Origin of the sequence: Alkalihalobacillus bogoriensis ATCC BAA-922, assembly GCF_000621445.1 — a bacterium.
GTDB classification, from domain to species: domain Bacteria; phylum Bacillota; class Bacilli; order Bacillales; family Bacillaceae_F; genus Bacillus_AO; species Bacillus_AO bogoriense.
This window is the reverse complement of the sequence record NZ_JHYI01000011.1, coordinates 38,576-53,918: the sequence shown is the minus strand read 5'-3', so window position 1 is coordinate 53,918 and position 15,343 is coordinate 38,576. Positions and strand designations below refer to the sequence as shown.

At 37.1% G+C, this 15,343-nt stretch carries 18 protein-coding genes; 7 read left to right on the top strand and 11 right to left on the bottom strand.

From position 1 onward, the window contains the following. Window positions 1–433 precede the first annotated feature (433 nt). The 5 genes from T323_RS0104250 to uvsE form a co-directional block, all read right to left on the bottom strand. Window positions 434–1,363: a manganese-dependent inorganic pyrophosphatase gene (locus T323_RS0104250; RefSeq protein WP_026672159.1), complete on the bottom strand. Its 930-nt coding sequence runs from the start codon at window positions 1,361–1,363 to the stop codon at window positions 434–436. Between the two features lie 104 nt (window positions 1,364–1,467). After that, window positions 1,468–3,156 carry a methyl-accepting chemotaxis protein gene (locus T323_RS0104245; RefSeq protein WP_026672158.1) on the bottom strand — a complete coding sequence of 563 codons (1,689 nt, stop codon included), beginning with the start codon at window positions 3,154–3,156 and terminating at the stop codon, window positions 1,468–1,470. A gap of 182 nt (window positions 3,157–3,338) precedes the next feature. Further along, a complete protein-coding gene (locus T323_RS0104240; protein ID WP_026672157.1) occupies window positions 3,339–4,235 on the bottom strand; it encodes a manganese catalase family protein in 897 nt (298 codons plus the stop codon). A gap of 24 nt (window positions 4,236–4,259) precedes the next feature. After that, window positions 4,260–4,505, bottom strand: coding sequence for a YuzF family protein (locus T323_RS0104235; protein WP_026672156.1), 246 nt, complete (start codon window positions 4,503–4,505; stop codon window positions 4,260–4,262). 177 nt (window positions 4,506–4,682) lie between these two features. Then, window positions 4,683–5,579, bottom strand: coding sequence for a UV DNA damage repair endonuclease UvsE (gene uvsE, locus T323_RS0104230; RefSeq protein WP_026672155.1), 897 nt, complete (start codon window positions 5,577–5,579; stop codon window positions 4,683–4,685). A 148-nt stretch (window positions 5,580–5,727) separates the two neighbouring features. Between uvsE and T323_RS0104225 the strand changes: the two genes are divergently transcribed. The 3 genes from T323_RS0104225 to T323_RS0104215 all read left to right on the top strand — a co-directional run bounded on the left by T323_RS0104225 (window position 5,728) and on the right by T323_RS0104215 (window position 7,908). After that, on the top strand, window positions 5,728–6,312 hold the full coding sequence (locus T323_RS0104225) for a hypothetical protein (protein ID WP_026672154.1): 585 nt from the start codon (window positions 5,728–5,730) through the stop codon (window positions 6,310–6,312). 31 nt (window positions 6,313–6,343) lie between these two features. Further along, window positions 6,344–6,589: a hypothetical protein gene (locus T323_RS0104220; protein WP_026672153.1), complete on the top strand. Its 246-nt coding sequence runs from the start codon at window positions 6,344–6,346 to the stop codon at window positions 6,587–6,589. Window positions 6,590–6,675: 86 nt separating this feature from the next. After that, the gene (locus tag T323_RS0104215; protein ID WP_026672152.1) at window positions 6,676–7,908 is read left to right on the top strand and encodes an aminopeptidase; all 1,233 of its coding nucleotides are present in this window, start codon (window positions 6,676–6,678) and stop codon (window positions 7,906–7,908) included. Window positions 7,909–8,208: 300 nt separating this feature from the next. Here the strand turns inward: T323_RS0104215 and T323_RS0104210 are convergent, their stop codons facing one another. Further along, a complete protein-coding gene (locus T323_RS0104210) occupies window positions 8,209–9,111 on the bottom strand; it encodes an aldo/keto reductase (protein ID WP_026672151.1) in 903 nt (300 codons plus the stop codon). A gap of 135 nt (window positions 9,112–9,246) precedes the next feature. Here T323_RS0104210 and T323_RS25940 point away from each other — a divergent pair, with 135 nt between their 5' ends. Continuing rightward, on the top strand, window positions 9,247–9,798 hold the full coding sequence (locus T323_RS25940; RefSeq protein ID WP_051556359.1) for a hypothetical protein: 552 nt from the start codon (window positions 9,247–9,249) through the stop codon (window positions 9,796–9,798). Between the two features lie 185 nt (window positions 9,799–9,983). On the opposite strand, the gene T323_RS0104200 is transcribed toward T323_RS25940, so the two are convergent. Further along, window positions 9,984–11,180, bottom strand: coding sequence for an alpha/beta hydrolase (locus T323_RS0104200; protein ID WP_051556358.1), 1,197 nt, complete (start codon window positions 11,178–11,180; stop codon window positions 9,984–9,986). A gap of 457 nt (window positions 11,181–11,637) precedes the next feature. Next, window positions 11,638–12,303, bottom strand: a complete 666-nt coding sequence (locus T323_RS25935; RefSeq protein WP_051556357.1) for an SIMPL domain-containing protein — start codon at window positions 12,301–12,303, stop codon at window positions 11,638–11,640. A gap of 108 nt (window positions 12,304–12,411) precedes the next feature. Between T323_RS25935 and T323_RS29505 the strand changes: the two genes are divergently transcribed. Beyond that, window positions 12,412–12,537, top strand: a complete 126-nt coding sequence (locus T323_RS29505; protein WP_279390754.1) for a hypothetical protein — start codon at window positions 12,412–12,414, stop codon at window positions 12,535–12,537. A 325-nt stretch (window positions 12,538–12,862) separates the two neighbouring features. On the opposite strand, the gene T323_RS0104180 is transcribed toward T323_RS29505, so the two are convergent. Together T323_RS0104180 and queF are read right to left on the bottom strand one after the other, a co-directional pair. Further along, window positions 12,863–13,150: a HesB/YadR/YfhF family protein gene (locus T323_RS0104180; RefSeq protein WP_026672149.1), complete on the bottom strand. Its 288-nt coding sequence runs from the start codon at window positions 13,148–13,150 to the stop codon at window positions 12,863–12,865. A gap of 15 nt (window positions 13,151–13,165) precedes the next feature. Then, window positions 13,166–13,663, bottom strand: coding sequence for a preQ(1) synthase (gene queF / locus T323_RS0104175; protein WP_026672148.1), 498 nt, complete (start codon window positions 13,661–13,663; stop codon window positions 13,166–13,168). A gap of 169 nt (window positions 13,664–13,832) precedes the next feature. On the opposite strand from queF, the gene T323_RS0104170 reads away from it, so the two are divergent. Together T323_RS0104170 and T323_RS29500 are read left to right on the top strand one after the other, a co-directional pair. Beyond that, a complete protein-coding gene (locus T323_RS0104170; RefSeq protein ID WP_026672147.1) occupies window positions 13,833–14,357 on the top strand; it encodes a ribonuclease H-like YkuK family protein in 525 nt (174 codons plus the stop codon). Window positions 14,358–14,452: 95 nt separating this feature from the next. Beyond that, complete coding sequence (locus T323_RS29500) at window positions 14,453–14,584, top strand: hypothetical protein (protein WP_281175707.1); 132 nt, start codon at window positions 14,453–14,455, stop codon at window positions 14,582–14,584. A 7-nt stretch (window positions 14,585–14,591) separates the two neighbouring features. Here the strand turns inward: T323_RS29500 and T323_RS0104160 are convergent, their stop codons facing one another. Next, window positions 14,592–15,308 carry a DUF2225 domain-containing protein gene (locus T323_RS0104160; RefSeq protein WP_051556356.1) on the bottom strand — a complete coding sequence of 239 codons (717 nt, stop codon included), beginning with the start codon at window positions 15,306–15,308 and terminating at the stop codon, window positions 14,592–14,594. Window positions 15,309–15,343 lie beyond the last annotated feature (35 nt).

Genomic DNA, 15,343 nt, shown 5'->3' with positions numbered 1-15,343 from the left:
CCGTTATTTGTGAACATGATACGGGTTTCCGTTTTTTAGCGGCCACAGGAGCGCTTATTCACGCAAAAGCCACTCTATTCCTAGCGATATATTATGATTAGCTGCTCCTGTGTCCTCCAACGTTCCAAAACGCTAGCCATGTTCACAGATAACGGTTTTCATGGCCGCTTACTTACCATAATCAACAAAATTGCTAACGCGATAATCCCGCCCAAGTGTTGAATGATTCACTTGGGTCTTTTCTTTCAAGCGAAGAGCGGAGCCCTACCCGCTTTTGACAGTGAACCACAAGTGCTCTTCTTGGGGTGAAACGCGCAGGTGCGCAGCCTTCGCTCTTCTTGAAATAGCTTTCAAAGCTTCACTGCTACACCAAATTTTTATATGTATGAAAAAGGATCCGATAATCATAGCGATTCGGATCCTTCCTTCGTTTTTATTTTGAAAATACATTATCTAATACTGGAACGATTTGTTTCTTTCTAGAAACAACACCTTTTAACGTTGCCACATTGTTTTCTAATGTCACTTGAAACGCTTCTTCTACCACTTTTGTTTCATTCCCTAACGCTAATACAACAGAATCATTATTTAAAATGTCCGTGACAACAAAAACGAACAAATCAAGATTTTTCTCGGAAACAACCTTTGAAATCGTTTCTTCAATTTCCGCCTGTTTGCTTAACACATCGTTTGTATCAACAGCGTTTACTTGCGCAATTTCTACTTTGCTATTTCCCATTTGAAACTCTTTTGCATCAAGAGAAATTAATTGTGCGATTGTTTTATCACCTAAATCTGCTCCTGCTTTTAACATCTCAAGACCATAGGCTTCAGAATCAACACCAGCAATTTCAGCTAATTCTTTAGCTGCCGCAACGTCTTCATCTGTACATGTTGGTGATTTAAACAATAACGAATCCGAGATAATCGCTGATAACATTAACCCTGCGATATCTTTTTGGATTTTAACGCCCTTCTCTTTGTAAATTTTATTTAAAATTGTTGCCGTACAACCGACTGGCTCAGCACGGTAATACAACGGGTCACTCGTTTCAAAATTTGCAATTCGATGATGGTCAATGACTTCTGTCACTTGAACATTCCCTAAGTCGTCTACACTTTGTTGACGTTCATTATGGTCAACTAAAATAACCTTTTGAACTTCATTTGCAACAGTTTGTACGAGGCGTGGTGCACTTACATTAAAATAATCAAGAGCAAACTGAGTTTCTCCGTTTACATCGCCAAGGCGAACAGGCTCAGCGTCTACACCTATTTCTTTTTTTAATTCAGCATATGCAATTGCTGAACAAATCGTATCCGTATCAGGATTTTTATGACCAAACACTAACACTTTGTCCATATTTCCACTCCTTACCTTGTCTTTATTATTCATACCAATTTCTATCTTACCTATTTCTTCTAAAGACGTAAAGATAAGAAACAGAGAAACAAAGAAATTTTTCTTTACAGTTTAAATTTTTGTACAGTTTCTTGAAGTTCATCGGCTAGTTTCGTTAATGTCGTAGAAGCTGCTGTTATTTCGTCCATTGTTGCCACTTGTTCTTCTGTTGAAGCTGCGACATTTTGGGAATATGCTGCTGCATTTTCTGCAATTGTAGAAGCTTCTTGAATGGATGTTACCATTGTTTCCGTTCCTGCTGATATTTGCTGTACTGCAGCGGATACTTCTTGTACTTGAGTTAACACGTCATTAATGGAATTTGAAATCGTTTGAAACACCGTCCCTGCTTGGTCTGCTAATGTTAGCCCTTCGTTAACCGACGCATTCCCTTCATCCATCGCCGTAACAGATGTATGAATATCTTGTTGGATTTCATGAATTAAATGACTAATTTGATTGGCTGATTCATTCGATTGTACAGCAAGCTTTCGAATTTCTTCTGCCACAACCGCAAACCCTTTTCCATGCTCACCCGCTCGTGCTGCTTCTATCGCTGCATTTAAGGCAAGTAAATTCGTTTGATCAGACACAGCCGTTATCATCGTAATAATTTTATCGATTTCATTAGATTTTTCTTCTAGGCGTGTAACGACATCTGTAATTTCATTCGTTTTGACATTTATCTCTTCCATTTGTTTCATTGTTTGTTCAATGACGCTCACACCATGACTTGATTTTTCTTCTGTTTCTACCGTATGGTTTGTCACCGTTTGAATGTTGTTTGCAATTTCTTCAATCCCTTGAGAAATTTCTCCTGTTATATTTGTCGCATTCACCGTCACTTCCACTTGCTTTTCAGCCCCAACGGCTACTGATTGAATTGAATTCGTAATTTGTTCTGTCGCCTTTGACGATTCAATTGCACTCGCATTTAACTGCTCAGCTGATGCAGCAACTTGACTTGAATTAGTCATAATTGTTGAAATCATCGTTCGTAAATTATTTGTCATTTCATTAAACGATTCATTTAATTCATAGATTTCATCTTTGCTTTTGATTTGAATCGGCTCTACTGTTAGATCTCCTGACGCTATTTGTTTTGCTACTTTCGTTAACTTTTGGATTGGTGTGGAAATTAAAAACGCTATTAAGATTCCACCACCAATGACTACAAGTAAGCTTACAATACCAGTCACACTAATTCTTAGCAAAGATTGTTCCGCTTGATTCGTCGTCTCGACTTGAACATTCGTTCTGACTCCTTCAAGAAAATCAGAAAAGGCTAACGTCTTATTTGTCAACTCTTGCCCTAATGGTAAGATTGAAGAAGCGACAACTAATGCTGCTTGTTCTGGATTAATCGTAACAATATTCGCATTGCGATTAATCGCTTCTATATATTGATTATTCATTTCTTCAATTTCACTTAAATGACCGAGCGTTTCTTCTAAAGTAGCTATACCACGTGCTTTTTCAATTAAGCCGTTAATTTCATCATTTGTTTCTGCAATACTTTCTAAATATCTTGGGTCAGTCGTTAACACATATGTACTTACATTACTTGCTTGTTTGTGAGCGTTAGCTTCAATCTTCGTAGAAATATAGTGAAGCTCAGAGACAGTATCCACTAAATAAGAATACGACTCATTTGTTTTTGTAATTGTAAAGTAAGAAAATGCGTTGGCAACGAAAATGAAAAATGCAATGATTAATACAAATCCAATTAGTTTTTTCTTGATTGTCAGTTTCATAATATTTGCTCCTTTTATTTAGTGCATCGAAATAGTCCTAATACTTATGTACTATACAGGAAACAATTCTATTTTAAAAGCTTTCTCAATATAGTTTGAATAGCAATATTTTTCTGACTTTTCTCCTATAAATACAAGTACATAAATATAAAAGAGACGTAGATTTAACTACGTCTCTTCTCTTACATATTCGCATATCCTTGTAATCTTTTATAAATTTCCATAAAGTCATCTTCAGACACTCCTGGAGCAAACTCTTCTGGCACTTCCTCAAAATCAGGAACAGGTGCTCCTTCTGGACTTCCAATGACAACTTCAACCGGACTTCCATCTTCCGGATGTGTACCTTTCCATATTTTATCAATATCACGATAATCTGTTTCACTCCATGTGTAAAGTTTACGATGGATGCCTTGTGCTTCAAATTTTCTCGTCGTTTCAAATGCAGCATTATCAAGGCTTGGAATAGGAATCATTTTTGTGACGTCAGCACCTGTCATAACTTCTAATGCTTTTGCATAAGCTACAACATGGACACCACCACGGACGAGCAAATAACCGATCATCTCACGTGCAACAGGATTATCCGTCATCTCATAAACTCGCATTTTATGTGTACGGGCTCCACACTCTAAGAAGAAATTATGAAGCAAATCTAACAACAAGTTACCACTATTAAACACATTATCTCCCGTCCATGGTCTTCCATGTGAATCGCCTGGTAAAGAAGCTTGTGCAGTGGCAATATAATGATAGTGACTTCTATCATCTACCGCATTTTGCATCGGAGTTATATCTGGGTTCCCTGGGAATGTTGAACCTGTCATCATTAAATTCACAGTGTTTGAAACGAGTTCAACATGACCAAACTCTTCGGCTGTAATACTTGCAATTAAGTCATAAAAAGGTTTAAATTTCTTTTTATTTCGAAAATTAAACGATTGAAACATATAATTATTTAACGTGGACATCTCACCGTATTTTCCACCTAATAATTCTTGCACAGCGGAAGCCGCGTTTGGGTCGGGATTTTTTGGTCTAGGTAAGTCAATGAGAATTTTATCCATCCGCTTAATCAAAGTGAAAACCTCCTATTCTAGTGTTTAATACGGCATAACCCAAATGATCGTTTGTGTTCTTACGAAAAACTGTGCTCCAGATACATCAATGACAACGTGATCAGGCTTTACATCACAAACGACTCCTCGTAAGCTTTCTTTCGTCGTTTGGACGACAACATGTTTGCCTAAAAATGATTGAAATGCTTGATAGACATAAGGGTCGACAAGTGAAACCATTTTCGGGCTACTTTGTTCATATCCAGCTCTTTCTTGGTCTTGGTTTGACATTCAATACCCTCCCTATGTTAGTCATTCATTTCATCCTATGTTGCTTTGTCTTCGTTCATTCATATTTTTCCTGCCAAGAAAGGAATAAGAAAAATGCGGGAGCGTCTATTCTTTCAAAGCTTCCTGCTATACCAAATTTTTTCTACTTTCTTAACTTTCAAAAAAAGAATGTAAATCTCACATCTCCGTGAAATTTACATTCTGAATGTCTTTTCTTAATTGTAACAATGCTTTGTCTTTTTGCTTCGCTTCGATCATAATATCCACTTCATAACCTGAAATGTAATGAGCTAAGCTCAAATAATCATCAAGAAAAATATAATCATGATGAGCTGTATCCTTTTTATGCTCTCGTCCACTACTAATGTGAAATTTCGGGGTTCCTATGCCTTCCCACGTGCGGAGGACATCTTGAATATATACCTTTGACTCTTTTTCTTTTGCTTCGTTACAAATATGATGATGGATATCAAAACAAACCGGTACTTTCGTCTTGGCTGAAATATCCAACACATCAGCAACCGTGAATACTTTATCATCATTTTCTAATCTAAGTTTCTGTTTAACTGCTGGACTTAACTGAAGATACTCGTCAATAAATCGTGTTTTTGCTTTTTCTTTGTCACCATAAGCTCCACCGACATGAATAATCATATCTGTACCACCCACTAGCTCAAGTAACCGGTTATGATATTCTAAATCAAGGATAGCATTTCTGACTACTTCTTTACGTGGTGAATTTAATACCGTATATTGCCCTGGATGAACACTTAACCTCATGTTCTCTTTTGTTTTCAGTCTTTTTATTTCATTTGTAATTTGCAGAACATCCTCATCTTCCCACCATTTCCAATCTAGAATCGGATGACTGCCAAACGGGACAATATCACTACTTACTCGATAAAACAAAATGTCGTGGGCTTTATTCCACTGAAGAATGGCTAACACTTCTTTAAAATTAGAAATTGTAAGCTCTTTTACTTTTTTCATCCCTTCTTTTTCAACAGTACCAAGTCGGCAAGTTTTTAATTTCGAAGGTAGGGAAAGGTTAATACATGCATATCCAAATCTCATCGTATATCTCCATCTTTTTTTTCAGAGTTATTTTTTTTCCTAAAAATAAAGGAAATTAACAAAATCATTTCATAATGGTATTTATTATATGACAAGTTATGGTATAAAGAAACTATACGTTGAACGGCTTAAAGGAGTAGGAAACAGTATGAAAGTAAAAATCAAATATGTCCCTCTCATGATTGTGGTACTCATCCTTCTTTCTATCGGTTATGCTGTTTATTTCGTAGACTCCGAACAAACAAGCACAACAGTAGAAACATTAGGGGATTTTGGTTCTTATGTAGAACGTCATCACGCTGAATTCGAGTATTCACTCCATATCCTCTTAGATGAATATAAATTTTCTAATGTCGATGGGTTAGGAAGTCTTGTAACCGACCTTTCTAATGAAAGAAACTACCTTGCTATTAGTAATAACCCAAATGAGGAAACACTAGAACAATTAAAACAAGAAACTGAAACTTCATTAGAAGAATATGTAACGAATATGAAGCACGTTGACCCAGCAACACTTCCATATGCGCAATTGCAAAATGCTTGGTTTTATACAACGGGACAAATGGAAAATCAAAATGATATTCACCTCCATACTTTAGGTCTTACGATTGATGATGAGCATTTTATTGTGCAAATCTCTTATACAACGGCATATCCTGAGTATAAAACAGAGGCGAAAAAGCTTTTTTTAATGGCCAATTCTTTAAAGTATAAACAGAATATAGAAGAGTAAAGCGGAGATAATAAGGGCAGGAGGTGTGATCATGACTCATCCATACTTATGTCCGAGTTGTAAAACAAATCGTTCAAGGTTTAATATTATTGAACAACAAGCCACTCCGGTTAAGCTTCATCCACAAACAGGGGAAGTTGTTGAACAGTTCACAAATGATAAGTTAGATCCTTTTCATCTCCCTTACCGTGGACCAGAAAGAAAAATTCAATGTGGTTCTTGTGGCTTAATTGAAGATGAACAAATGTTTAAAAAACGAGCCATTGCAGGACAGTAAAAGGGGGATGACCCCTTTTTTGTTTTGCATTTCTCCATAAAATGTTAAGATGAAAGAGAATTGAATACATAGATAAGGGTGATTTTATGAGCAATTTACAAACAAATTTAGAAAAGTATGCTGAATTAACGGTAAAAGTTGGGATTAACATTCAAAAAAACCAAACCCTCGTTGTAAACGCACCGTTAAATTCCATTGACTTTGTTCGTCTTGTCGCAAAAAAAGCCTATGAAGCAGGGGCAAAAAACGTTCATGTGGAATGGAATGACGAAGAACTAACATTACTAAAATATAAAATGGCTCCAGATGAAGCATTCCATGAATTTCCCGAGTGGAAAGCAAAAGGGTATGAAAAAATGGCTGAAGATGGCGCAGGATTTTTAAGCATCGTAGCTAACAACCCTGATTTACTAAAAGGAGTAGACCCAGAACGAATGGCCAATGCGAATAAAGCTAGTGGAAAAGCGATGGATACGTTCCGTTCTTATGTTCAATCCGACAAAGTCGCTTGGACTGTTGCTGCTGCCGCTTCACCAGGCTGGGCGAAAAAAGTATTCCCTCAAGACGATGAAGCAACAGCAGTCGAAAAACTATGGGATGCTATTTTTGCAGCAACAAGAGTGACAGAAAATGACCCTGTTTCTGCTTGGAAAGAACATACAGACAATTTAACAGCCAAAGTACAAACATTAAATGAGAAAAAGTATAAAAAGCTTCACTATACAGCAAAAGGCACTGACTTATACATCGAGCTGCCTGAAAAGCATTTATGGGCAGGAGCCGGAAGTGAAAACGAAGCAGGCACATACTTTATTGCAAACATGCCAACTGAAGAAGTATTTACTGCACCACAAAAAGACGGTGTAAACGGTACCGTTTCTAGTACAAAACCTTTAAACTACGGTGGAACATTAATTTCGAACTTCACTTTAACATTTGAAAACGGAAAAATTATCGACTATAAAGCAGAAGAAGGCTATGAAACATTAAAACGTTTAGTCGAAACGGATGAAGGTGCTGCCTTTCTAGGAGAAGTCGCACTCGTTCCACATGATTCACCGATTTCAAACTCTAACATTATTTTCTACAATACGTTATTTGATGAAAATGCTTCAAACCATCTTGCTATCGGAAGTGCGTATGCCTTTAACCTTGAAGGTGGGAAAACGATGTCTAAAGAAGAGCTAGCGAAAAACGGATTAAACACAAGTATTACACATGTTGACTTCATGATTGGTTCTGCCGATATGAACATCGATGGCATTACTGCGGATGGAACACGTGAACCATTATTCCGTGATGGAAACTGGGCATTTTAATTAAAGTGGAACAAGAGGCTAACGGGTACAAAGTAACAATTTTGTACCCGCCTCCTCCCCAATTACGCTTTCGGACATATATTCCGCTATATCATTAGATTCGAGGTTATTTTTCTTTTTTACGGACATCTGTTCCGTTATTTCCCTTTTCTAGTCGCAAAAACACTGGATTTTCGTGAAATAGCGGAATAGACGTCCGATAGCACTGAGGAAACCGGTTTTTCTGCCCATTTAGCGGAATAAATGTCCATTAACACTCGCAAGAAAGGCGGTCGATAAACATCGACAGCCTTTCTTATATTAGCGTTGTGCTTCATACACAGATGCTTTGGCCCACGCTTTGATTTGCTCTCGCTGTTCATTTGATAGCGTTTCTTCATATGAGTTTACTATCTCTTCTAATTGCTCGACAGTGCGCGCACCAGGAATCGCTGTTGCAACTGCCTTTGGAGTTAACACATATGATAAGGCGGTCGACAATAACGGCACGGGTAACGTTTCTATTTTTTGAATAAGTGTTTCTACTTCAGCTTTTGAATAATCTAAGTACCCATTTTCAACTACTTTCTTTTGCCATTTGTCTGTTAACAACCCTCGCGCCACTGGTCCCCTTGCAATGACACTTATTTCATTTTCATGGAGAAAGTTTAACATTTCTTCTTCAGGTCGCCTATCAAAAATACTATATTGCATCATGACACTGACGATATTTGATTTTTTTGTATATTCTCGAATAACGTTCGGTCGGATTGAGGATATTCCGTAATAGCGAATTAGTCCTTCTTTTTGTAACTCCTCAAACGCTTCAATTGTTTCATCGATAGGGTCTTGGATTGTTCCACCATGAAGTTGATATAAATCAAGGTAGTCAGTTTGTAATCGTTGTAAACTTTCCTTTACGGCTGTTTTTATGTATGATTTTGATGGATCCCAATGCCACCCTTGCTTATCTTCATTCCAGCGATTTCCTACTTTTGTAGCTAGAATAATGTCTTGTCGTTTTCCCTTAAGGGCACTTCCCACAAGCTGTTCATTCAAGCCGTACTCATATAAATCTGCTGTATCAAAAAAGTTAATTCCGCGATCGATGGCTTCCTCTATTACACGGGTTCCCGTTTGTTTTTGCTCAGATTGAAATGACATACAGCCTAGCCCAATTTCCGATACGAACAACTCACTCTTTCCTAATTGATTTTGTTTCATTTTCGAACACCACCTCTTCCTATTTCTTCAAGTATTACGTCCTTTTCAACCCATGTCAAACGAAAGAAACTAGACTAAATGTGAGCCTGTCATCATAAGATACATTAGTTATATACATATAGGAGGAGCTGTAAAATGACAGTAATTTATTTCACAACATTTGGGATTCTTACGCTCTGGGTTATCATCATGGTGTACTTATGTAAAACAGCGTTAACAACAATGATGAGTATGACGATTACAATGACAATTAGTACAACTGCTGGTCTTATGATTGGCATGTTATTAACTACTTTGTCCCCTTACCCTTATTTTATTTGTACTTTTATTAGTATGCTACTTGCTGCATTCATAGGAATTATTGTCGGTTGGCCAAAAGGCCTTCTTGTCATCCTTGACGGGATTATTTCTGGAGTGATGGGCGGAATGATGGGAGCGATGTTAGGCTTTATGTTACCTCAAGAATCGATGATTAGTTCGATTCAAGTGATGAGCGTCATCGTTGCAGGGATATTATTTTTACTTTATTTATTTTTAGCAAGCCATATTCGCGCACCTCGTTTTCTCCAACACCCGCTCCCGTTTTTTTCTGTCGTTTGTTTGTTTTTATTATTAAATCACTTTACACCGTTTTCAATCCAGGATCTTCCTGTCATACAAGAACATATTCATACATGGATCGTATAAACTAGTACCAAAATTTTTATTTCTTATAAGCCAAAACATCCAAGGTCAAAGAGCGACCGCGCCCATTCGGTCTCCGCTCGCTGCGCGCAAAGGGGAAACCCGCCCCTTTGCTTTTGTGGCAGCGGCTTCTACCGGGGCTTCGCCAAAAAATCCAAGGTCAAAGAGCGACCTTGGATTTTTTGGCTTTAGTATCGTAATGGAATGATCGATGATGCTTGTTTGCTTATGAGGAAACTGGCTATAGCATAGGCTTCTACTTGTTCTCGGAATCTTTTTTCACTTGGTTGTTCGATGATTGTTACTGTGAATGTGTCTTGTGTCGGGACTGTTTCTTCATGCAATACTTGTTTGAGGAAGTAGGATGTTTGCTGTAATCCATGTTTGCCTACGTCCATCACTTCAAAAAAGGATATAAACCCGTGCATGACTCCATTGTATCTTTGGGCTCGAACAGGAACACCACTTTCAGCTAAGCGTCTTGCATAGGCTTCACCTTCATCTCGAAGTGGATCAAATTCTGCTGTTATAATTAATGTTGGAGGTAATCCTGATAAATCTGGGGCTTCTAGTGGTGAAGTATATGGACTTGACCACATATATTCTTCAGGTGTATATTTATCTCTTGCCAAATTCATAACTCCTCTTGATAATAGAAAGTACCCACTATCATACTGCTCCCTTGATGGAAAGGAAAGGTCATTAAAAGTTGTGAGTGGATAATATAAAATTTGCGCCTGCAACTCTGGACCTTGTTCATAGTTGGACATTAACGCCACAGCCGTTGCAATATTCCCACCTGCACTATCCCCTGCTACAACGACTTTCGCAGCGTCCCCATTGAATGTGTTAGCCGATTCGACCGCCCAAACAAGCGCATCATAACTATCTTCAATCGCTGTAGGAAATACATATTCAGGAGCAAGGCGATAACCGACAGAAATAACAACACTGTTTGTTCGCGCAGCAAGTGAGCGAACAATATTATCATGTGTATCAATATTGCCATACCCTTCTAAAAAAGCTCCTCCATGATAATACATAACAATCGGATATGGCCCCTCTCCACTTGGGCGGTACATCCTTGCCCTTATGTTTGAACCATCCCGAACAGGTATCATCATTTCCTCACGCTTTAACGTTGATGTTCCACTCCCCGCCAAAAAACTAGGTCTTTTAATATCTGGTGTGACAAGATTTTCATTAACGGCATGTAAGACAACTGCTGTTTTTACAGGTAATCTTCCTTCTTCTGTTGTCGCCCATTGTTGAACAGAAAAATAAACGATTCCAGCAAAGGATAAAAGTAAAACGCTTATATAAACAAAGAATATTTTAAATATTCCGAAAGCTTTCGTTGGTTGTTTTTTACGATTAATAATCATCATAAACCTCCTATCTGAGATAAGAATAAGGTTGTTTATATTATATCAAAAAATGTGGAAAATAAGGGGTTTTAATTTGATTTTTTCACACTATTTTTACATACTTTTTTAGAATTTATTGTATGCAAACATTTTCATTTTTGTGTCCTTGTTTATGTAACAACCCTTTCATAGAGTATTGTTACGCAATCTATTCTTAATTAACCGCATTTTTCACACAAAAAAACTGCTCCATTAATGAAGCAGTTCTCGTATCTTAGTATCGGATACTATAAGCTACGCTCTGACATTTTCAGCATCATGACAGCTAAAACGATACTTACCACAACTGCCATTCCGCTAATTCCTAAAATTGCTGCGATTGCGCCACCCATCGTATCACTCCTTACCGATTTAAATTTCTACTGTTTTCACTATGTTAATAGTAACATATTAGGGATGGACAAATTGTGACAAATCATTGAACGCCCGAGTAAGAATAGATAACTGTTACATTAGCTTCGATTGTAAATTCCTTTGGTTCTATTGGTGGAGCCATTGACGCATTTGTACTTAAGACAAAGTCTGAACGTAATTCATGTACAGACATTTGATGCGGCGGTTGCTCTTTAATTTGAACAGGAATTAGTGAAAGGGAGACAGGAAGGTGGGAAAGAAGAACTTCTGCTTTTTCTCTTGCATTGCTCATCGCCAATTCCAATGCTTGATTATATACGAGTTGTGGTTCAGCGACAGAGAATTGCAATCCTCTTGCTATATTAGCTCCCGCTGACACTGCAGCTTCGTAAATCAGTCCACCTTGTTCAATATTAGAAAATGTCACATTTATAAGATGCTCCACTTCAAAGCCTCTTATTTGGGAAAGTCCTTCCGTATAATCATATACAGGGTTGACCCGAAATGAATCTGTCTCTATTTGTTCACTTGTTACGCCAATTTGTTCGAGCTGATTTCGAACACGATTCATGACCACGACATTTTCTTCTAAGGCTTGTGCTGACGTCTCTGCTCTTGTTACAATTCCAATCGTAATGTTCAAAACATCAGGATAAACATTCACAATTCCTTTTCCAATGACTGTTATCGTATGTTTTCCAATCGACCCATTTTCATGTTTATTCAACGTTCATGCCCTCCCCATTTTGCTTCTTCATTTCCAATATATTCAGCTTCTTCTTTTGAAATAAATCTTTTTAAACTCGCACACGCTAAAAGAAAAGGAGGGGTATCGATGAAAAAGCGAAATCCACAAAAAAATAAAGCATTAACAAACAATCAAACACCAACAGAATCAATGTTTAATGAAGAAGTCGCAAGTGAAATGGTCGCTGATAAGCAAAAGAAAAAGAAAAAATAGGGTATTAAAAATTTTTTTGCGGTCAGAGCAGCCGTTATTTGTGAACATGATACGGGTTTCCGTTTTTTAGCGGCCACAGGAGCGCTTATTCACGCAAAAGCAACGCTATTCCAAGCGATATATTATGATTAACTGCTCCTGTGTCCACCAACGTTCCAAAACGCTAGCCATGTTCACAGATAACGGTGTTCCTGGCCGCTTACTTAAACAACAATACCCCAAACCCCTAGTAGAGCAATGTTAGACACAGGTCGACTCTTTTATAGTTGCCTAAACATAAGAAAAAGCTGCCGATTGTCTCGACAGCTTAGCTATTTCACCACGATTATCCGTGAACGAATTCAATTTCTTCTTTATTTCGACTATACTTAATTTTAATGTCGGTGTCATTAAAATACCATAAGTCTTCTTCTTCGATATAAAACGTAACGCCTTCAATTTCTGTTTGAATGGCATTATGCTTTGGCTCTTCTTTCATTAGTCCTAATGAGAACCCTTTTTGAAAATCTCCACATCCACCATAACGGACAAAAATTCTCATATAATCTTCTTGTTGTAAATTAAATTCTTCCTTAAACCATTGAAATGCTGGTTTTGTCACATCGATTTCCACTGCACTTCTCTCCTTTTAGCGATTATCAATTGTTTCAGGATATAAATCATGATTCATTAAACGATAATCGGCCATTTTTTCATACTTTGTTCCTGGCTTCCCATAATTTGTATATGGGTCAATTGAGATACCGCCTCTTGGCGTGAATTTCCCCCATACTTCAATATATCTAGGATCCATCAACTCAATCAAGTCATTCATAATAATGTTCATGCAATCTTCATGAAAATCTCCGTGATTACGAAAGCTAAACAAATATAATTTTAATGACTTGCTTTCGACCATTTTTTCGTCAGGTATATAGCTAATATAAATAGTCGCAAAATCAGGTTGTCCTGTTTTGGGACATAGACTAGTAAATTCAGGGCAATTAAACTTAACAAAATAATCTCGATTTGGGTGTTTATTATCAAACGCCTCCAAAATCGAAGGGTTATATTCATATTGATAAGGAACTTGTTCTTTCCCTAACATTGTTACACCTTGTAATTCTTCTTCTTTTCTCCCACTCATCTTTTTTCCTCCTCGATTTGAAACAGTAACTCCTCTTTCTTTTCTTATTTACTATACCATAAAAATTAGATTTATTCTTTTCCAACACTTGCTCGTTTCAACCGGAATAGAATACCCATTTCGGAGCATATCCATTTAATAAGCCAACCAAATAACGGGGGAGAAGCGTATGACAAACGATTTTGTCTTTCACAATATTTCACAAAAAAACATGCGTTTCCAAGATGTGTTTGCCCATATTCAACAGTTTATTAAAAGAAATAACAAAGGGACGTATCGGCTTATGATTGGAACTGATTCACAAGTACACCCCCGTTCAACAAGATTTATTACGGGAATCGTCATTCGAAATGTCGGACACGGAGCATGGGCTTGTTTAACGAAACACGAGCAACCTAGGCGCATTGAAAGTTTGCATGAAAAAATATCGATAGAAACCGATTTAACAGAAGAAGTCGCTTCTCTTTTTACAATTGAATGTAAAAAACAATTGTATGATTTAATCCTACCACATGTGAAAGAAGGAAGTTCCTTAACGATTGAAGGTCATATCGATATCGGGAAGGGAGAACGCAACAAAACTAAAATTTATGTCGATGAAATGATGAACCGTATTGAAGTACTAGGGATGAAACCATTAATAAAACCTGACTCCATTGTTGCTTCCTCTTATGCTAACCGATTTACAAAATAGCTTGCCTATTTCTTTCCTTTAGGAAACTTTTTTTACCGTAGTGAATAATATAGTAACAAATACCACCGGTAAAATGAAAAAAGGAGGACAATGGAATGGCAAACAAAAAGAAAGTCGCATATTATACGTTTCTTTTCCAAAAGCTTGGCATGATTACTGATGAACAATCACAAGAAATTTACGCAAATTTAAATACTAAAAATATGAATAAAAAAAATAAGGGTTAAATGACCCTTATTTTACTTTTTCAAGTTCAGTTTCAGCTTTTTGTTGTTCCCTCATAATTTGCCATTGGGTTTTCGCCATTTCAATATAGCGCCGGTCTTTCGTTTCATCTTTCATATGAATTAATTCTGAAAAATAAACACTCGCTTTTTGAAAATCTCCGACGCGACGATATAACTCTCCAATTATATACGTTACATGAATTTGTGACATCTCTGTATCGGTATAATCACCCTCGAAATACGACTTTTCATATGCTTTAAGTGCATATTCCATAAAACGAGGTTCATTTTCTTCATCACCTTGTATTCGGTAAATCCACGACAATCTCATATGAAGCCCTGCCATAACAATCGGTTTTTCTTTTTTGATTTGACCGGCAAAAATCGCAAGTTTAAATGCTTGAATGGCTTGGGTAATCGTTCGCTCTTCACTATAATCATAGCGTTGTTGCCAATGAGCTGAAATTTTATCCTTTAACTCCTGTTTTCTTTTTGGATTGAAATATGAATCGGCATCATCTGAAAACGAATAACCACAATGTGGACAAACATTCACATGGTAAAACAAAGGATTGGCTTTTTCATTTTCTGTTTCATAGTTCGAAAAAAAATCTGACTCGATGTTTCTCACTTTTTTCGCACTTGACCGAATTCTTTTTGTTTGAAATGTTGTTTTACATAGTAAACAGTCTACTTCTTTATTATAAAATGGGTCTATACTCATGATTGCACCTCCCGAAATCAACTCTTCTATCTTTA